The sequence below is a fragment of the Sutcliffiella horikoshii genome (assembly GCF_002157855.1).
In the GTDB taxonomy this organism is placed as follows: Bacteria; Bacillota; Bacilli; order Bacillales; family Bacillaceae_I; genus Sutcliffiella_A; species Sutcliffiella_A horikoshii_C.
Map to the genome: position 1 here is coordinate 3993213 of NZ_CP020880.1, position 19312 is coordinate 4012524.

A 19312-nucleotide genomic window follows, 5' to 3' on the forward strand; every position below is an offset into this window, starting at 1 on the left:
AGGGAGACATTAAACTTAATTTTGGCTTCCTTTAATTTTCAGTAAGTCGCCCCATGTTTTTAAACCTCTATCTTGGCTTAGTTGGAGCAATTCAGTGAATAGATAGGCAGTAGTGAGTGCATCCCCGAGGGCAGAATGGCGCTGGTAAATTCTCGTGCCAAAATCTCTGGCGTACTTCTCCAGATCACGCATGTCGTAGCTAGGCGCGATATAGCCGATAAGGTCCAGTGTATCAATGGCTTTAGGGTTTTTCCATTTCAGATTGTTGCGTTTTAGTTCTGCTTGTATCGCCTGCATATCAAATGCGACATAGTGGCCGACATAGCAGACAGATGTATTGTTGGCCATGCTGGTCAGTTTGGTGATGGCTTTAAGGGCTTGTGGTGCTGTGTCTGTTTGTTCTTGTGTGATGCCAGTTAGCTCGGTAATTTCCCGAGGAATTTGTCGATTTGGGTTGATATATGTTTGGTAGGCGCTGTCGTCGATGACTTGGAGGTTCTCTATTTTCACGGCGCCAAGTTCTATTAGTCTGTCATCCCTGGCAACGTTGAAACCTGTTGTTTCGGTATCGAATACGGTGAATTCCAGCTTGTCGACAGGTGTGGAAAGTGGGATGTTTTCTGCTAAATTGCTCGGGAAATAATGCTTTTTTGCGAATGAGAACATATTTTGTACTTACCTCCTTTTGCGTTTGTTATAGCTCCTCATTTAATAGTAGGAAAGCATGTGGTTTTGGAGTTCTTTAATTAGTCTTATGCTCAGCATTAGCTCTTCCTTTTCGCGGGTGGAGAGTGTTGTCAGTGTTAAGGTTGATGTGAGCTCTTCTCCGTTTTGATGTTGCTTGTATCTGTTGCGGACGTAATAGTTTAGGATGGTACTGATTGATGCTTTGAGATCCTTTTGAAAGTTTTCTGAGAGGATCTTTTTTTCGTACAGCTGGTCTAGTTTTTCGATTGGCGTTCCATATGTGATGCCGTGCATGAGTGCGAGTATCTGCAGGCTGTGATGGTAAGGGAACAGAACTTCTTTTTTCAGATCTAGTTGTTTTTTGTTGCGGCGGAAGATGGATCTGAGTGGTTGTTCCAATGTTGGGATTGGATTTTCCCTTTCGAGCTGGGATAAGCGGTATAGGAATATTTTGGCTCGGTCTAGGGAGTTCGTTATGGTTTGTTGGAACTGTTGGTGTAGGTTTTCGTCGCCGAAGATGTGGCGATATGAGAAAAAGTTTTGGGCTAAGAGCAAGCGGTCATTGGTGGCCTTTAGGGTCCATTCATGGATGCGGGACTCCCATTGTTGGAGTGTGCCGCGCCAGATTGAATTGGATGCCATCATATCGCCTTTGCACCGTTTGTAACCGGCAAGTTCTAGGTTTGCGACGATTTTTTCTGCTAGATCTGCGAAGTATCGGGTGGCGATATGGTCGATATGATCATTGTGTTGCTCGTTCGTATCTCGATTGCCCTCGTAGACAAGGAAATGGTCCTGGTCAGTGAGGAGGAATTGTTCTTTTCTGGCCCCGCTGCCCATGAGGTAGAAACAGAATTTCGCTGGTGGTTCGGTTGGCATATCTTTTATGGAAAGCTCGATACACCGGTGAATTAGCTGGTCGTATAAGGTGTTCATGACTTCTAAGGTGTGAAGGATTGGGACTTGTTGTTGGAGCATGGTGTTGAGGGTTGCGTAGAGTTCTTTTTTGACTTGGGCAAGGTCTTCTTTGGTGATGTTTTTAAGTTTTTCTGTGTTTTGAAGAATACCGGTTGGTTGCTTGGCTTGGAGCAGGTCTGTCATGGTGACGAGTCCTGCTAGCTGGTTGTTTTCGGTGATGATTGGCAGGTGTTTGATGCCGTTTAGAAGCATGGTTGTGAGCGCTTCATAGTAATAGGCGGTTCTTGGGACGGTGATTGGTTTTTCTGTCATGATGGTTTGGACTTGGTTTTGGGTGTTTATGCCTCTAGTGATGACGCGAATGACGAAGTCGTGCATTGTGACGATGCCTTGGATTTTATTGTTGTTTAGAATGACGGCGGCGGTTTTCTTGGTATGTTGGGACAGATTTTCTGCGACGGATTGGATGGTGTCGGTTGGTTTGGCTTGAATGACTGTCGTTTTCGGTAGCATGATGTCTTGGACCCTTAGAATGGTGGGATCGCTTGTTGGATCGATGGAGGAATTCATGTTGATTTGTTCGGCAAGGGAATGGTAGACGTCGTGCAGTCTGGAACTAATCTGGTCGAGAATGTAGTCGCGAACGTCAGGCTCTAACCATCTTTCTTTTAGCGCGGTATAGGGGATGTAGAGTGCTTCTAGGTCGTCGATGGCTCGGACTTGAATGAGTGATAGTTGAGGTTGGTGCTTGGAGACCTGGTCTGGGTACAAGGGTGTTTTCGGGTCTGTTTGTTGGTTTTGCGGGAAGTGGGTAGCAAGAAAGTGATGGATGTTGGACAGGCCGATCAGTTCGTTCGGCTTGATGATTTCGAGCACTTCTTCACGTGATTTTTCGGATGGGATATAGACTTCGGCCATTCCGGAGAGCACAAGAAAGATGCCTTCACGGTTGTCTGTGGCATGAAGGATTATTTCGTCTTGATTGTAGTGATGGGTGTGGCATTGGTTTAGAAGGTTGGTGGCTTCCGTTTGTGTGAGGTTTTTTGTTAGGATGTGCTTCATGTTTGCAGCTCCTTTGTTGCAGGAAAGAGGAGCAACGTGGTTGGACGCTGCTCCTCCCTGCTATTTGGTTTATTTGTCGATCCAGACGTTTCCATCTTTATACGACATTTGTTCTGGATAGCGAAGGTCGACTACTTCGTCTTGAAGTTTTTGTGATGGTGCTTTTGTTCTAAGCGATACGACGATGATCGTGATGATCGCTGATGCTGCTCCAAAGACCCCTGCACCTGTATCGATGATTCCTAGGATGGTGAAGCCGCCGTATTTTGCCGCGAATATATAGGACAGCGTGACGGCAAGTCCTACGAGCATTCCAGCGATGACACCTGGTGCGTTGGCACGTTTCCACCATACTCCAAGAAGAAGTGCCGGGAAGAAGGTACCGGATGCGAGCGCGAATGCCCATGCAACGATCTGCGTGATGGCTCCTGGTGGATTAAGCGCTACAAGACCGGCCAGAACGGTTGCGGTTACGATGGTAACTCGGCCGACCATGAGGCGGTTTTTATCGGTTGCATTTGGTCTCATGACACGGTAGTAGATGTCATGCGCGAATGAGGACGAGATGGCGATCATCAGTCCGCCTGCTGTCGATAGTGCAGCGGCCATAGCGCCTGCCGCTACGAGTCCAATAACGAACACGCCAAGGTTGGCGATTTCCGGCGTGGCCATAACGACGATATCATTTGCGATGATAAGCTCGCTCCATTGGAGGGTTCCGTCACCGTTTGTGTCAGCAACTTGCAGTTTCCCTGTATTGACCCATGATTGTGTCCATGCCGGAAGCTGGTCGATCGGGCTTCCTGCTACTTGTTTCATTAGGATGAAGCGTGAGAAGGCTGCATATGCCGGTGCTGACAGGTATAATAGGCCGATGAAAAGTAGTGCCCAGGCGCCTGACCAGCGAGCAGCTTTCATGGTAGAAACGGTGTAGAAGCGTACGATAACGTGCGGAAGACCTGCTGTTCCGGCCATCAGAGTGAACATGAGGGCTAGGAACTGCCATTTGGTGCCGTTGGTGAATGGCGCGAAATATTCGGAAACGCCGAGTTCTCTGTCTAGTTCCCCAAGCTGGCTGACAATGTTACCGTAGGATAGCCATGGCAATGGATTGTTGGTTAGTTGCAGGGACATGAAAATAACGGGAACCAAGTATGCGATGATCAGGATGATGTACTGTGCTACTTGTGTCCAAGTGATTCCCTTCATTCCACCGAATGCGGCATAGAATGCGATCAGGACGACCCCAATCATGGTGCCGACTCTTGCGTCCACTTCTAGTAAGCGGCCGATTACGACTCCGGAGCCGGAAAGCTGTCCGATGGAGTAGGTGAAACTGATGATGATGGTACAGATTGCCGCGATGACACGTGCTGTGTGGCTGTTAAAACGGTCTCCGATGAATTCTGGTACTGTGTAGCGGCCGTATTTTCTGAGTTGTGGTGCAAGCAGGAAGGTCAGGAGCAGGTAACCGCCTGTCCAACCCATTATGTATGCAAGTCCGTCGTAGCCAAGTAGCATGATGGTTCCGGCCATCCCAATGAATGACGCTGCACTCATCCAATCTGCCCCGATGGCCATTCCGTTGAAAATTGGTGGAACGCCGCGGCCTGCTACATAGAAGTCGGAGGTTTGGCGTGCTTTGTTGTAGATGGCAATTCCGATATATAGACCGAATGTGATCAGGATTAGTGTGAGTGAGACGATAAACTGATTATCCAAACTGTGGGCCCCCTTTGGGTTTAGTATGAGTTCTTTTTATAAGTGCTTGAGTGTGTGTTTTTTGTGATATTCCTGTGGTGTGAGATTCTTGGATATGAGACTTTCGGGTATAGAATTGTTTTGGTTTATGTGGGCTTCTATGTGTGAGTTGGTATTGATTGGTCTGTCAGATTAGTGATCTAGTGTTTTGCCTGCGCTTAGAACTTCGTTGGCCTTTTCGTCGATGCCGTACTTGGCGTCAATTTTGTCGCTGACTTTGGCGTTGACGAATAATAGGATGATGAAGGTGATGACAGAACCTTGCGCTCCCATGAAGTAGTGGAATGGGAAACCTCCGAAAATGGTAAATTGCAAGGACTCGGCAAACAGGACGATGCCAAACGAAACACCAAGCCAGATAGCTAAGTAGATTAAGATAAACTTGTTCTTCTCTCTAAAATAAGCATCAGCAACAGACTTTTCGATTTTTCTCAAGGGTTAGCCTCCTTTTGTTTTTTGGGGTGTGGGGTTTCGACGTGAGTGACGAAATTCCTGCGGGGGTCTGACCCCTTTTGGGTTAAAATTTTTTAATGTACGCTAGTCTAGTTATTTTAGGCTGAAGATGAATTTGATGGTGTCGAGGAAGGGTGCCGGTACTAGGGCGATTTCCACGACGGCGTAGGTGATTAGGGTTGCTATTGGGACTGATAGTAGGACTGGTTTTTGTTTTTTGATTGCCAGAAAGATGCTGGTGACGGTGATAATTAGGAATAGATAGAATAATAGCATGATGTGCTTGTCTCCTTTTTTGTAAGCGCTTTAGTTTTTGTTGTCGAATATCCCTCCCCTTTGTTATGTGTTTTATTCTGTATTAAGACAGAATTTTATAATAATTCTAATAATTAGATTATGATATAAGGGCGGTTGCTAGTCAACTGTTTGTTTTGGAATAGAAATCTACAATTTTCGAGGTATTGTTTTCGGTGTGTATTAGTACAATGGGTTTTTAGTTTTAAAGAGGTGTATTGCTGGAGGAAAATGTTAATTTTATTAGTCTTTCGATTTAGTTAGATAGATTCTTCTGGTTATGTGGATTTCTTGTTCTTGTTGAAAGATTTTTTCTTTTCAATCAAGCGGGGATTGAGTGTATCGCCAGGCGATATGGTTTGGAGCGCTTCCGTATATCGGGCGCTCCAGACCTTTTTTTGGTGGTTTTTTAAAGGATTTCCTCTTCCCATTCGACTTCGTGTTCTTCCATTAGTTCTTCTAGTTCGTCTTGGAATTGACGGAGTTTGGTGCGTCCCTCGTCGAGGAGTTCGTTGGCTTCTAGGATTTTGTCGTAGCTTTGGAGTTCGAGTGCGATCAGGATCATTTTCATGGCGCGGAATTGGGTGTTGCTGGCGTCGATGTAGATTTCGTGGACTGCGCGAACTTCTTTCGTTTCTGGTCGGATGCTTTCTAGTTTTTCAATAAATTCGGTGTAGGCTGGGATGGTGACGGTTTCCATTGTTTCATACATGGTCCAGTCGTCGGTGTAGTTGTTGCCGGAGACGCTGGAGTAGGAGTCAACTGCTTCTGCTTCGAGTTCAAAGATGCTCATCAGGTCATCGTTTACGTAGGTCATCAGGTCCTCTTGGACGGGGTCGGGGCTGCAGGCTGAGAGTGCTAAAAGGGATAGGATTGCCAGGAAGCACAGGAGTTTTTTCATGGTTGGTTTTGTCATGGTGGGTCCTCCATGGGTGTTGGTTTTTGACACTTTAGTATGGTATTCGGGATGGACGGTTTTTAGCACTTAGAGGTTTTCCACCATTTTCATATGTGTATAGCAGTATTTTTTTTAGGAATAGTATGTAGTGAATAAAGTTCGGGTATAGACAGTATAAATCTGTAAAAGAAAGGAGCTATATATGGATAAATTCTATAAGTTACCCTTTGAAGAAGTGATGAAGTCTATTGAGGTTACAAAGGATGGCCTTACTGATTCGGAAGTGAAAAAAAGACAGGAGCAGTATGGTTTTAATGAACTTGGAGAAGAACAGCGAAAAAGCACTTTTCAGGTCTTTATGGAACAGTTTAAGGATTTTCTTGTCATTATTCTTATCGTAGCAGCTTTATTATCTGCCTTTTTAGGAAAATTTGAAAGCACCATCGTAATCGTAGTGGTGGTTATCATCAATGCCATTCTTGGAACCGTTCAGCATGTAAAGGCGGAGCAATCGCTAAAGAGCCTGAAAAGCCTGTCCTCGCCCACTGCCAAAGTTTTAAGAAATGGAGATAAAATTGAAATACCATCCAAGGAAGTCGTGGTGGGAGATATACTCTACCTTGATGCAGGAGATTACATAAGTGCGGATGGCAGAATCATCGAAACCCACAGCCTTCAGGTAAATGAAAGCTCCTTGACCGGTGAATCCATCAGTGTACTTAAGACCCTTGATCCGATTAATGAGGACGATGTTTCCATTGGCGATAAGACGAATATGGTTTTCTCCGGGAGCTTTGTTACATATGGAAGAGCAGTAATTGTGGTTACAGAAATCGGACAGAAAACGGAAATTGGTAAAATCGCTAACTTGATGGAAAGTGCTAAAGAAAAGAAAACGCCGCTTCAGATGAATCTTGATAATTTCGGAAAGAAGCTTGCCGTGGCTATTATTATCATTGCTGTTCTCATTTTTGTGATTGATATCATTCGGGGACGGACACTGATTGACTCCTTCATGTTTGCCGTTGCCTTGGCAGTCGCGGCCATACCGGAAGCTTTAAGCTCCATCGTGACAATCGTGCTTGCGTTTGGCACACAAAAGATGGCAAAGGAAAATGCCATCATTCGAAAGCTTCATGCAGTAGAAAGCCTCGGAAGCATCTCAGTCATTTGCTCAGATAAGACCGGTACCCTGACACAAAATAAAATGACCGTGCAGAAAGTGTTTCTGGATTCAGAAATCCATGAGCATGACAAATTGAGGCTGGACAAGAAGCTGCATGAAAAATTCCTTCTTATGCAGCTTTTGTGTAACGATGCAGAGACCACCAAGGATAAAGAGATTGGAGATCCCACCGAGATTGCCTTGGTGGATTTTGGGGAAGAAATTTATGAATTGGACGAAATGGAAACAAGAAGATCCTACCCTAGACTGAAGGAAGTCCCATTTGATTCTGACAGGAAGCTGATGAGTACTGTCCATACCCTAGATTCCAAACAGGTACTGATTACTAAGGGTGCCGTTGATGTTTTAATGGATAGGGTGGTAAAAATAGAAACTTCAGATGGCATATCCAATTTTTCAGAAGAGGACAGGAAGAAAATCGAGGAAGTGAATCATTCCTTTTCGGAAAGCGGACTGCGTGTGCTGGCCTTTGCTTATAAAGAGGTGGAGAATTATGAGAATATCTCGACAAAGGATGAACATGACTTAATATTTGTCGGATTGACTGCCATGATGGATCCTCCCCGTGCCGAGTCTAAGGAAGCGGTCGAACAATGCATTTCAGCAGGCATCAAACCGGTGATGATCACAGGAGACCATAAAATAACCGCTTCTGCGATAGCAAAGGAGATCGGGATTTTCAGAGATGGCGATAAAGCGGTGGAAGGATTTGAACTTGAAAAGATAAATGACGAGGACTTAAAAGGCATGGTGGAGGACATTTCCGTCTATGCACGAGTATCTCCAGAGCATAAAATACGAATTGTCCGAGCCTGGCAGGAAAAAGGGAATATCGTTGCAATGACCGGCGACGGAGTCAACGATGGTCCTGCATTGAAACAGGCGAACATTGGAATCGCCATGGGAATCACAGGAACGGAAGTGGCCAAGGATGCATCGTCAATGGTCTTGACAGATGATAACTTTTCCACCATCGTCAAGGCGATTGCCAATGGAAGAAGCATCTATGCCAACATCAAAAATTCCATTAGGTTCCTGCTTGCCGGTAACACCGCAGGAATTCTATCTGTTCTTTATGCTGCTATAGGAGGATTGCCTGTTCCATTTGCGCCAGTGCATCTGCTGTTCATCAATTTGCTGACAGATAGCATGCCGGCGATTGCAATTGGACTTGAACCTCATAATAAAAAAGTGATGGATGAAAAACCGCGGGATGTGGAAACCCCGCTTCTCAATAAAGTGTTTGCAGCCCGGCTCCTTAGTGAAGGATTCCTAATTGCCGTGGCTACCCTGATTGCTTTTCATATCGGACTAACCATGGATGACCCTTTGACAGCGAGTACCATGGCTTTTTCCACACTATGTCTTGCCCGTCTATTTCATGGCTTCAACGCACGTTCCAGACAGTCGATATTCAAAGTTGGATTGTTTTCAAACCTCTACTTGATAGGGGCAGTCTTAATAGGCATCGCGCTCTTGCAGCTTGTTCTGCTGGTTGATCCTTTAAAGGGGATATTTGAAGTTGCCACACTAACTTCTGCGCAGTTCGGCTATGTCTATGGTCTGGCACTTATGCCGCTGTTGCTGATTCAAGTGTATAAGTTGATATTTGTGAAGGATTGAAAAAGGACCTGTATTCCATATGGAGTACAGGTTTTTTTAGATGATTCGTCCCTTCACTTACATCGTTTCAATTGTCAGTTTGATGGCTGCAGTCAGGTCAGTCTGGGACCAGCTTGGTGTGTTGTTGAGCTGGGTCGCGAGCTGGTGTGAGGCTGGAATGTGAATGAAGCCTGCCGGGATATGGGCTGTGCTCGGTTCATCGGTATCAGTAGGGTTAGCCTTTCCACCTGCCCCCTGTTGCGCTAGCTTGTGCAGGGTCGCGTACATGACGTTATTACATAGGTAGGTTCCTGCTGTATTGGATATTTTTGCAGGAAAGTTATTTTCAATTAAATGGTTTACCATCGCGCGGATCGGCAAGGTGGAAAAGTAGCCGTCGGGTCCATCTGGGTTGATTGGTGCATCCTGAAGCACGACGCCATTATTATCAGGCGCACCACCAGCATCCTTACAATTGATTGCAATTCGCTCTGGTGTAATGTGCGCCCGACCCGCTGCAAGCCCGAGGGAAACCACGGCATCTGGTTGTAACTCTTCCATATACTCCAATAACAACTTTTCCGATTCGATGAAATCAACAGGCAGCACCCGGCTTATGACTTGGTATTGACCAATTATCTGTTGGTCCAGCTCCCTGACAATCTCCTCTGTGGGATTGATTTTAAAATTTAAAAACGGTTCAAAACCTGTTAAAAGTAGGGTTTTGGTCATAATGGAAGACCTCCTTATATTTTGGAAGGGGAAGGACGGGTTTGGCGCCTCGATCAGTGTTCGAAGGAGCTAGTGAACCGTCCCACCTGCTTATTCAAAGTAATATTGCTCCGTAAGTTAATGCTCCCACAATGACGTATGCGGGGTGCACTTTCCATTTTTCAAGAAGTAGGTAGCTTGCGATAATTAGAAACACTGTTTGGATGGTGCCGCTTGCTTCGTAGGATTCGGCGAAGAATCGAAAGGCCATGACACCAAGCAGGAGTGCGATGGTTGGTCGCACGTAGTTGGACATTCTTTTTACTTTAGGTGAGTCTCGGAATTTGTACAGGAGGCTCATGAGCGCGATCATCAGGATGAGTGATGGTGCAACGGTTGCGAATACGCCGACTGCTGCGCCTAGGATTCCTGCTTGTTCGTAGCCGATATAGCCTGCCATTTTGGTTGCAATCGGTCCTGGCAATGCGTTTCCAAGTGCAAGTACTTCACTGAATTCAGAGACCGACAGCCAGCCGTAGCGGTGGACGACTTCGTTTTCCACCAGCGGAATGGATGCGGGGCCTCCGCCGTACCCTAGGATGCCCGGTATAAAAAAGGCGAGGAAGATCTCCCAATATATGATCATGATTGGGTCCCTCCTTTTTCAGGTTTTGGTTTGTCTTTTTTCAGGACTGCCGCTGCAAGTAATAGTGCAATGACGATTCCTGGATGGATGCCGAGAATCTCGATGAATAGGAAACTAGCTAGGATCAGGAAGATGGCGATCGGCCAACCTAGTCCTTTTTGTGATTTTGAAAGAAAGTCCCATGTCAGGACGGCAAGTAAGACTCCGACTACAGGGAGAACTGCTTTGGTCATGCCCTGCACCCATGCTTGGTCTTTGAAGCTAGTAAGCGTGGTGAGCAAGACGATCATGAGTATGATGGTCGGGATGGTGGAGGCTAGGACGGCGTTCATCATGCCTGTGTAGCCGCCGACGCGATATCCGATGTAACCGGCCATTTTGGTGTTGATGGGTCCGGGCAGTGTGTTGGCAAGTGCGAGGATGTCAGAGAAATCATCATCTGAGAGCCATTTGTACTTGCCTACTACCTCTTTATGTACAAGTGGAATGCTGGACGGACCTCCGCCGTATCCGAGCATCCCAACACGGAAGAATGCGATAAATAAGTCCCATTGCTTCATGGTGTGGTGGTTTCCTCCTTTGTGAGGAGGGGCTGACTGACTCTACGTTGCTTTGGTGCTTTAGTGGAGTGAGGGTCAGACCCCTCTTTAGTTCTTTATTGCTTTAACGGAGAGCGGGTCAGACCCCTCTTTAATTGTTTATCTCTTTACCTCTTTATCCCTCTACCACGCTGCGATGGAGCCGTCGGTTCTTGGTTCGGTTCCTCCTGTGAGGGTGCCGGTTTTTGGGTCGCGCCAGATGATTTGGCCGCGGCCGAAGCTGCCTCCGTCGAGTGTGATTTGGATGTTGTGGCCTTTGCGTTGGAGTGCTTGGGCCAAGTGTTGCGGGAAGTGGTGCTCGACGTGAACGGTTTTGCCTTCCATCCACTGCCATCTAGGTGCGTCCAGGGCAGCCTGCGGGTTGAGGTGGAAGTCGACGGTGTTCATGACGACTTGCATGTGTCCTTGTGGCTGCATGTAGCCTCCCATGACGCCGAACGGTCCGACTGCTTCGTTATTTTTTGTCAGGAAGCCAGGGATGATGGTGTGGTATGTTTTCTTCCCTGGTGCCAGGGCGTTTTCGTGTTCTGGGTCAAGGGAGAAATCATGTCCTCTGTTTTGCAGGCCGATTCCGGTTCCTGGGACGACGACGCCTGATCCGAAGCCCATGTAGTTGCTCTGGATAAAGGATACCATATTCCCTTCCCCATCGGCAGTTGCCAAATAGACGGTTCCTCCTTTTGGCGGGGTTCCCGGTTCTGGCGTTAGGGCTGTGTCGGTGATGAGGCCCCTTCTTTCTTTTGCAAAGGAATCGGACAGCAAATCTTCTGCTGTGTGGTTCATGGTCGTTGTATCTGAAACGTATTTCTTGGCGTCAGCAAATGCAAGTTTCATTGCTTCAATTTGTTTGTGATAGGTTTCGAGACTGTCGCGTTCAGTGAAGGTGTCCTCTTTTAGCATATTGAGTGCCATAAGGGCGACGATTCCTTGGCCGTTCGGCGGGATCTCCCAGACGTCATAGCCTCGGTAGTTGACCTTGATGGGCTGCACCCATTCCGGTTGGTAGGCTGCTAGGTCTTCGTATGTAAGGAAGCCATTGTGCTGCTTGGAGAAGTCAGCGATCTTGTGGGCTAACTCGCCGCGGTAGAAAGCTTCTCCGTTTGTTTCGCCGATTTGTCTTAAGGTGTCAGCGTGGCCTTTTGAAGACCAGATTTCTCCGATTTCAGGCGCACGTCCGTCTGGTGCGAATGTTTCAAACCAGTGCGTGAATTCTTCGGTTGTGCAGAGTTTTTTATAGGCATTGTAGGCGCCTTTCCAGTACTTGCCGAGTGTCGGCGAGATTGGGTAGCCTTTTTCCGCGTAGTCGATGGCAGGTTGCAGCACTTCTGAGAGTGGTAGTTTGCCAAATTTCTTCGATAGCTCTGCCCAGGCGGAAGGTGCGCCGGGAACGGTTACTGGGATGAGGCCCATTTTCGGCATCGTGTCGTGGCCTCTTTCTTTAACCGCTTCGATCGAGATGGATTGTGGTGCTGGGCCGCTTGCGTTTAGGCCGTGAAGCTCTCCTTTTGTCCAGACGAGGGCGAATGCGTCGCCGCCGATTCCATTGGAGGTTGGTTCCACGACGGTCAGGCATGCTGCGGTGGCGATGGCTGCGTCGATGGCGTTTCCTCCTTTTTTCAGGATATTGAGTCCCGCTTGTGCAGCTAATGGCTGTGATGTGGCAACCATGCCGTTTTGAGCGAATACAGTGTTACGGTTGGATGGATATGGGTTGTTCAGATAGTCGAGTTTGAGTGTCATTTGTGTTCCCCCTATTATTTCGTTATGCGAATTAATTTCTATTATACGTAATTTTCTTTATTTTTTCAAAATAAGAAATTTTGCTTTGTTGTTGGGGGTGAAATGGATTCGGGTGTTTGGGGTGTTGACGTATTGTGGGTAGGAGCCTTCGTGGTGGGTGGTGGAAAAGTATTTAAGGATGTCTTTAGTGGTGACGAGCGGGTCGTGTTGGTTGTTGTAGAAGTATTGCTTGTAGCTGCTGAATGGGTAGTCCTCCGGGTTGTGGACCATTTGGGCGGCGACAGGGTTCTGGTGGATGTATTTGCTGACGTCAATCTGGTAATCGATGTCTTGGATGATGCTGGATTTGAATCTTCCTTCTAGGAGGTGGCCGGTGAGTTTGTATTTGCGGTTGATGTATTGGGCGTATTTGGTGTTGATTTTTTGCATGATGAGACTGATGTTGGTGTTTTCGGTTTCGATGAGCAGGTGTGTGTGGTTGGTCATAAGGCAGTAGGCGTGCAGTTTGAACGGGTATTTGTGTTTGATTTCGAGGAGGATGCGCTTGTAGGTGTGATAGTCTTTAGGTTCAAAGAAGATGATGCTGCGGCGGTTTCCTCGTGTGGTGACGTGGTACATGGCTCCGGGGAACCACATTCTTGGGTTTCTGGGCATGGCGGATGGTGCTCCTTTCGGGGGTGGGATTTGGATTGTTGGCTTTGTTTGTGTGTGTAAAACGCGGAGGTCATGGTGTGGGCGAATGGCACGCAATGGGCCAACTTATATAGTATTCGACAAGAAATGCAAAACACCTTTAGGGGTCTGACCCCTAAAGGTGTTTTTTTTTATCTTTTTTTCATTTTTTCATTTTTATTTCTTTTCTATCGTATGCTGGTCGATGGTACGTCCGTCTCTGGTTTTGGCTGTGATGGTGATGCCGTTTTTGGTGACGGAGATGTTGGAGTAAACTTGGGTTTTTTCTTCAAATATTACGTCCATGTAAGGTTGCGGGACGGCTGCGTAGAATTTGCCGCCTGCAGATCCTGCGATGACGTAGGTGGTGCCGTCGTCTTGTGCTTCTCCATTTTTCATCGGTTGTGTTCTTACGTATGCATGGTCATGTCCGGATATTGCAAGGTCTACTCCGATTTCATCAAATGCTTTCGGGAAGACTTCCTGTACGTTTCCGCTTCCGCCTTGTGGATTCGAGAAGTATGGAGAGCGGTGGTACATGACGATTTTCCATTTCTTATCGGTGTCTTCCATGTCTTCTTTCAACCATTCTGTTTGTTTGATTAATCCATCTTTATCCGTTTCTGTATTCAGGACCGCGATGTGTGCGTCACCGTAATCGAAGGAGTAGACAGTTCCTTTAAATTCTTCTGGTCCATTTTGCGGCATGCGGAAGAATTGTTTGAATGTATCTACGCCGTTTCCGATATTTTCATGATTCCCAACTGCTGTCACGATTGGTGTGGAAGCAGATAGAGACGGGTCTTCCATAGATTTAAAGAATTCGGACCAATGGTTGTATAGGTTCCCGTCATCTATCAAGTCCCCTACCTGCATCATGAAGCTTGCGTCAGGGAAGTCGGCTTTTGCTTTTTTATAAACGTCTGTGAATGGGCCGAACCCTGTTTCTGACTGGTTTGGTGCTGCCTGGATGTCACCCATGAGAATGAAATTGAAATCCTCAGAACGTTTTCCAGGTGCAGGTAAGGAAATGGTTGCTGTTTCACTCCAACCTTCTTCTGTCCCATCACCGACTCGGTACGCATATAAGGTACCTGGCTTCAGGCCTTTCGCTGTAACGGAGTGAACCTGCAGTTCGCCTTCGTTCATTGGATGGGGATTGCTTTCGCCTTTAATTGTTCTAGGCTTGCTTCCTTCCCATCCGTTCTTTCCAAACTTAGAGTACTCCACCATTTCCAGAACGGACTCTGTGACCAGTGGTGATGTAGTCCAGTTCACGTTGCGTTGGTTTTTGTTGCCGTTGAACGTGACGTTTACTTTTTTAGGGATCGTGCCGCCTAAATGATTTAACACATTCACTTCTTTTACAAAGCTGTATTGAGTCTCTTTTTCGGCTTGAATGTGACGAATACCTGCTGCTGTTGTGAGATCTTCTGTTTTCAATTTACCTTCGTTGTTTGTCTTACCAAGTGATACTTCTGCATTCATTTCGGAGTCCCATGCTATTACATCTGCTCCTCCGACGGGTTGGCCATCTTGGTCTTTGACTTGGATGACAGCCGGGAAGCCTACAGAAGCGCGGTCGACAGAAATTGTAAGAGCAGCTTTGAGCGCCTGCTTTACAGTAGGGAGAAATAGCGGCGTCGCAGCCTCTTCTCCTTTTAATGTCACTGACCCTTCGTGATAGTTCACCTCTAAGTTTCCATTTGCATTTGTTGGAATGGAGAACGTAATTTTTCCAATTTCCGTGACGGAAGTTGTTAGATCTTTTAATTCTATTAAAATTTCTCCATTTTCATTTATTTCTTTTTTTACAATCTGGTCTTCTGTGATGGATGGATCCAGCACGATTTCTTTTACAGGAATGTTTGCGGATAGTTTAAGGCTCATACCGCTGATTTCTTCTGTTTTTGTTGCCTGAATGGTAATTGGGTGATCTTTTCCAATTAAAGCATTGTCTTCATAGTCAAGAGTAACTCCTGGCTGCCCTGCATGTTGCTCGTATTGCCATATTTCCGTCGTTTCGTTGCCAAAATTGTCTTGTGCCGTTATTTTCACTTGATGTGTTCCATCTAATAATGGTTTGTCCGGTGAAAATAGAATTTCGCCTGTTTCTTCCTTGTAACTTGCGTCCACTTCTACTCCGTCAACGTGCATCCATACGCGCTCGGGGTTGATGCCTGTTTGCTCATCTGTGAGGCTAGCGCTGATGGAGTAATTGGTAGAATCTATCATACTGTCAGGTACAGGGGTAAATTCTGAGATAATTGGATTCTCTAAATCATCGTTCGTTTCCCCATACACTGCCCGAATATTGTCCACATAGATGGTACCCGCGTTTTTATTATTATTGTCTGTTTCCATGAGGCGCACTGGCAGATCCATTTTCAAAGGGAGGGCTCTGCCTGAAGGAACTGCTGCTTCCACGTATTTCCAACCTGTCCAGTCCATATTTCTGGCAAAGTCGAGTGCGATGGGGCTGTTGTTGCCGTCCCTTAATTGTGCTCTCAACCAGTGTCCTTTTCCATCGCCATACACCCACATTCCGATCGCTTCCGGGTAGTCTTCCAGCTCGATTGGCGTTCTAGCATGCGCATAGGCTCCGGATGTTCCGATGGTGCCGGTAAAATCGTAATTCAGCTCAAGGGCATGATTACCGAAACGAGCTGGTTCTGGATAAGTTGTCTGATTAATAGAGATAGAGTTATAGCGCGCTCCGCTGAATGTCCAATGGTCGATGCCATCCTCGAATGTTTCCAAGATTGTTGGCAGTTTGCCTACTTGAACGTCCATCGTGTCTGATACATTTTTATAGCTTACCGTGATTTTCCCTTGGGCAGATTCCTCCGATGCATGGAATACTCCCTGATCATCAATATGCCCGATGTTTCCTTCAATTTCCCATGATAGATTCGCAGGATCATGGTGGACGTGACGACCGCCAGATAACGCATTTACCTCAAGCTTGGCAGTATCTCCTTTTTTAACAGTCAATGCCTTTTGTTTAAAAGTGAGGCTTGATAACGTGTGGACCACGGTTACTTCCGCTTCCCCTGTAGCCTGACTGGTAGAGGCTGTACCGATTACTTGTCCTGTAGCAGCTGTATCCCCTGCCATGAAGACTCCTTCTTCATTGATGGATCCTAAACTGTTTTCCGAAATCTTCCATTCCATCTTTTCTTCTAATGGGACCGGATTATAAGAAGCGTCCATCCCTTTTGCGTTAAAAAGGAACTTAGAGCCGGCTAGCATTAAAAGCGAGCTTGGATTAATGGCAAGTTGATCTAGGGGGCCGGTTTCTGTTGAGGATACAACTAGTAAACTATTTGCAACGCCTCGTTCAAACCCATCCGAAGGGACATTAACAACAGATAATTCTTCCTCTCCCTGTTGTCTTGCCACAAAAGTGGACGAACCACCGCCATCAAAGTTAAGTGCTTCTACCGCTCCAAGTTCATACATCATATCTTGCAATTCAAAAACCGTAATTCCTTCCGCATAGCCTGGTTGTCTACCGTCCAAGACAACAAAAAATACAGATCCGTCTTCTTTAATCCCCACAGCGGTCCTCGGTGCTGTCGCTGTTGTAAAGGCATTGCTTACAAGGTCTGTCTTTTGGCCATCTTTTACCAACACGTATTGCCCACCAATTGCCTCTTTTACTGACTGCCATTCTTCTGAAATTGTGGTGGTTATCGTGATTTTCTGCCCTGGTTGCAAGTCATTTAGGAAATCCGCCATGGTGCCGTGACCTGAAAGAACAAGCTTGTCCTTTTCTATCTTTTCGTTGCCAACATTTTCAATTAATTTTTCCACGGTAGCCGTTGCAGTTCCAGCTTGATGGACATTTCCTTCTATCTGAGTGAGCACCACCTCGGTGCCAAATTCATTTGTTCGTGTTTCCTTAGCTTCTGGTGAATAAAGTGCCAGCTGGTTTGTCTGGCGTACATCGTTTAAGTGGTGGATAGGTTGTTCTACATCCCCAACCTGTAAGGTAAAGCTTGGATTAGGGTAACCTATTAACGCTTGTCCATCCTCAGTAATTCCAAATGTTTCTCGCTTAGCGGATTTCAGAATTTCTCCGTTGTTTATCACATTTCCTATTGGTACTCCGGTGGAGGTGTTAAAAAAGTCCCCATTAATTGCTCCAATCACTTGATTTCCATTTTCCGTGGCTGCCATTGCCTGCTCACGGACAGTGGTCATGCCTGCAACATTTCCATTTGCCAGTCCACTCTGAATACGTGTAGACGGGTCTTGCAGGTGGATATCCATGATGAATGCCTCCTGTCGACCTCTGTCACTAAGAATCGTCATCTTTTCCTGAGTGACACCGGTGGAAAGCTGTTGGACTTCCTGCTCGATTATTTGTCCAAGTGAGATCTCCTTTGAGATGATATCCTGTTGACTGGTTTCTTTCTGCTCCGCTGCAAAAATTGGAGCTGCTGTTTGGAATGTGCCAACCGGCGCAAGTAAAGCCTGAAGTGCTAGAATCCATGCGAAAAATACAAATAAAGGCCTTCTTCTGTTTTTCCTCACTTTTTGTTTCCCCCCATGTAGAAATTTTGACGCGTTTCTCGCTTTCTAGCTAAAAAACGCCTTCAAACAAACTCTACATGGCGAAAATTAAAAAATTATGTAAAAACCATTAAAAAAATGTAAACCGAGGAAAAATGAACCTAACGACTCATCCCACCACTACCAACGTCCCTCATGTTAGACGTCTAGGTGGAGGGGGAAATTCCTGCTGGGGTCTGACCCCTTTTTTAAATTTTTTTGCATTCATTTTTCAGGGCAAAAAAATACCGCCAAACGGTACCTGCGTTTGGCGGTTTTGACATTCTCTTGTTTTTGCGCTGTTGTGTTGTTTGTGTATCGGTATTGTTAGTATACCCAGGTGGGCTTGGTTTTATTCCTGGTTTGGGTGGAAGGAGATAAAAATTCGCATAGAAAAAGAGCAGCTTTCCGGAGTTATGTTTCCCGTTTGTAAGCTGCTCTTTGGCTCAATAGAGTTTATCGTTCTAGCATTAATTTTATTAACAAGACTTTAGATTATGTTAGATAGCTAACGGATTCTTCTTCTTCGTCAGGAGATCCTTCGTCGCCGTCTTTGTCTTCTCCGTCTTCAGGCTTGTCTTCGCCCTCTGCTGGAGTTTCTTCTTTTTCTTGTTCACCAGCTGGCTCGCTTCCTTCTTCAGAAGCTTGTCCTTCTTCCTCTAGTAGGGAAGTGACTGGTTTGTTAAAAAAGCTGCTCGGATTCACTGCTACATTGTCCTTGCGGATTTCAAAATGAACGTGTACTGCGTCTTTGTTCAGTTGGTTTGTGTGTGCTTTGGCGATTGTTTCACCTTGATCTACAAAATCGTTGACTTTGACTTGTACGTCTGTCAGTGATTGATAGATTGTTTTTACACCATCCAAATGCTCAATTTCTACGACGTTTCCTAGTAATGGATCATTTTCAACATGCGTTACAGTTCCACTTAAAGAAGCGACTACTTCGAATGTTTCGCCGTCTTTCATTGCAATGTCGATACCTGTGTTTGGTTGGTAAATGCCATTGTACTCAATGAAAGCTGCTTCTTGGTCTTCCTTAGATGCATTTGCATCCCAGAAAGGTCTGTGGATAACAGAAGAGTTAACATCTGTTACCGGCATTACAAAGTTTTCTACCGGGCTGTTTACTTCCATGGAATCTTGATCACCATAAGAAATGCTAGTTCCTTGCCCATCTGTGTTTCCTGGGTTACTTTCTGTTTCATTACCTGTTTGGGATACTAAAACCGCTGTCAAAATGATTGCCGCGCACCCAAGATAGATTGCTGGGAACACCCAACGCTTTTTCATTAAGCGTTGCCAATTTGAATTTTGAGAAGTCCGTTTCTTTTCTTCCTCTCTCATTGTATCATCACCTCAGCAATCATTCTGAACAGATTCACAGAATAATATACATCCACGGTGAAAATTTTTTTGAAATGCTTATTTTCCTTCAATGGAGGGGGAATTATGCATGGATTTCGAAAAAAAGTTTGAAAAGGGGTCAGACCCCGGCAGGAGCCGGGGTCTGACGGTTGAACTTTTAT

The 19312-nt window shown here is 46.0% G+C and carries 13 protein-coding genes; 1 reads left to right on the forward strand and 12 read right to left on the reverse strand.

Going from position 1 to position 19312, the window contains the following annotated elements:
- Window positions 1–15: 15 nt before the first annotated feature.
- The 5 genes from B4U37_RS20230 to B4U37_RS20255 form a co-directional block, all read right to left on the reverse strand.
- On the reverse strand, window positions 16–666 hold the full coding sequence (locus B4U37_RS20230) for a 3'-5' exonuclease (RefSeq protein WP_088019703.1): 651 nt from the start codon (window positions 664–666) through the stop codon (window positions 16–18).
- A gap of 42 nt (window positions 667–708) precedes the next feature.
- Window positions 709–2667, reverse strand: a complete 1959-nt coding sequence (locus B4U37_RS20235; RefSeq protein WP_088019704.1) for a DUF294 nucleotidyltransferase-like domain-containing protein — start codon at window positions 2665–2667, stop codon at window positions 709–711.
- Between the two features lie 69 nt (window positions 2668–2736).
- On the reverse strand, window positions 2737–4389 hold the full coding sequence (locus B4U37_RS20240) for a sodium:solute symporter family protein (RefSeq protein ID WP_088019705.1): 1653 nt from the start codon (window positions 4387–4389) through the stop codon (window positions 2737–2739).
- Window positions 4390–4560: 171 nt separating this feature from the next.
- Entirely contained in the window at window positions 4561–4863 is a 303-nt protein-coding gene (locus B4U37_RS20245; RefSeq protein ID WP_088019706.1) for a DUF4212 domain-containing protein, read from the reverse strand.
- A 721-nt stretch (window positions 4864–5584) separates the two neighbouring features.
- The gene (locus B4U37_RS20255) at window positions 5585–6091 is read right to left on the reverse strand and encodes a hypothetical protein (protein WP_088019708.1); all 507 of its coding nucleotides are present in this window, start codon (window positions 6089–6091) and stop codon (window positions 5585–5587) included.
- 184 nt (window positions 6092–6275) lie between these two features.
- Between B4U37_RS20255 and B4U37_RS20260 the strand changes: the two genes are divergently transcribed.
- Window positions 6276–8882 carry a calcium-translocating P-type ATPase, PMCA-type gene (locus B4U37_RS20260; RefSeq protein ID WP_088019709.1) on the forward strand — a complete coding sequence of 869 codons (2607 nt, stop codon included), beginning with the start codon at window positions 6276–6278 and terminating at the stop codon, window positions 8880–8882.
- A gap of 57 nt (window positions 8883–8939) precedes the next feature.
- Here B4U37_RS20260 and B4U37_RS20265 read toward each other — a convergent pair whose 3' ends face one another.
- The 7 genes from B4U37_RS20265 to spoIIQ form a co-directional block, all read right to left on the reverse strand.
- Window positions 8940–9593, reverse strand: coding sequence for a pyroglutamyl-peptidase I (locus B4U37_RS20265; protein WP_088019710.1), 654 nt, complete (start codon window positions 9591–9593; stop codon window positions 8940–8942).
- A 94-nt stretch (window positions 9594–9687) separates the two neighbouring features.
- Window positions 9688–10215 (reverse strand): chromate transporter, encoded by a 528-nt coding sequence (locus tag B4U37_RS20270; RefSeq protein ID WP_029326646.1) that lies wholly within the window; start codon window positions 10213–10215, stop codon window positions 9688–9690.
- Window positions 10215–10778 carry a chromate transporter gene (locus tag B4U37_RS20275; protein WP_088019712.1) on the reverse strand — a complete coding sequence of 188 codons (564 nt, stop codon included), beginning with the start codon at window positions 10776–10778 and terminating at the stop codon, window positions 10215–10217. The genes B4U37_RS20270 and B4U37_RS20275 overlap by 1 nt, the downstream gene beginning before the upstream one ends.
- Window positions 10779–10940: 162 nt before the next feature.
- Window positions 10941–12557: a gamma-glutamyltransferase family protein gene (locus B4U37_RS20280; protein WP_088019713.1), complete on the reverse strand. Its 1617-nt coding sequence runs from the start codon at window positions 12555–12557 to the stop codon at window positions 10941–10943.
- Window positions 12558–12614: 57 nt separating this feature from the next.
- Window positions 12615–13211 (reverse strand): transposase, encoded by a 597-nt coding sequence (locus tag B4U37_RS20285; protein WP_088019714.1) that lies wholly within the window; start codon window positions 13209–13211, stop codon window positions 12615–12617.
- A gap of 195 nt (window positions 13212–13406) precedes the next feature.
- Window positions 13407–17768 (reverse strand): phosphodiester glycosidase family protein, encoded by a 4362-nt coding sequence (locus B4U37_RS20290; protein WP_088019715.1) that lies wholly within the window; start codon window positions 17766–17768, stop codon window positions 13407–13409.
- Between the two features lie 513 nt (window positions 17769–18281).
- Window positions 18282–19076, reverse strand: a complete 795-nt coding sequence (gene spoIIQ, locus B4U37_RS20295; protein WP_245840019.1) for a stage II sporulation protein SpoIIQ — start codon at window positions 19074–19076, stop codon at window positions 18282–18284.
- Between the last annotated feature and the right edge of the window lie 236 nt (window positions 19077–19312).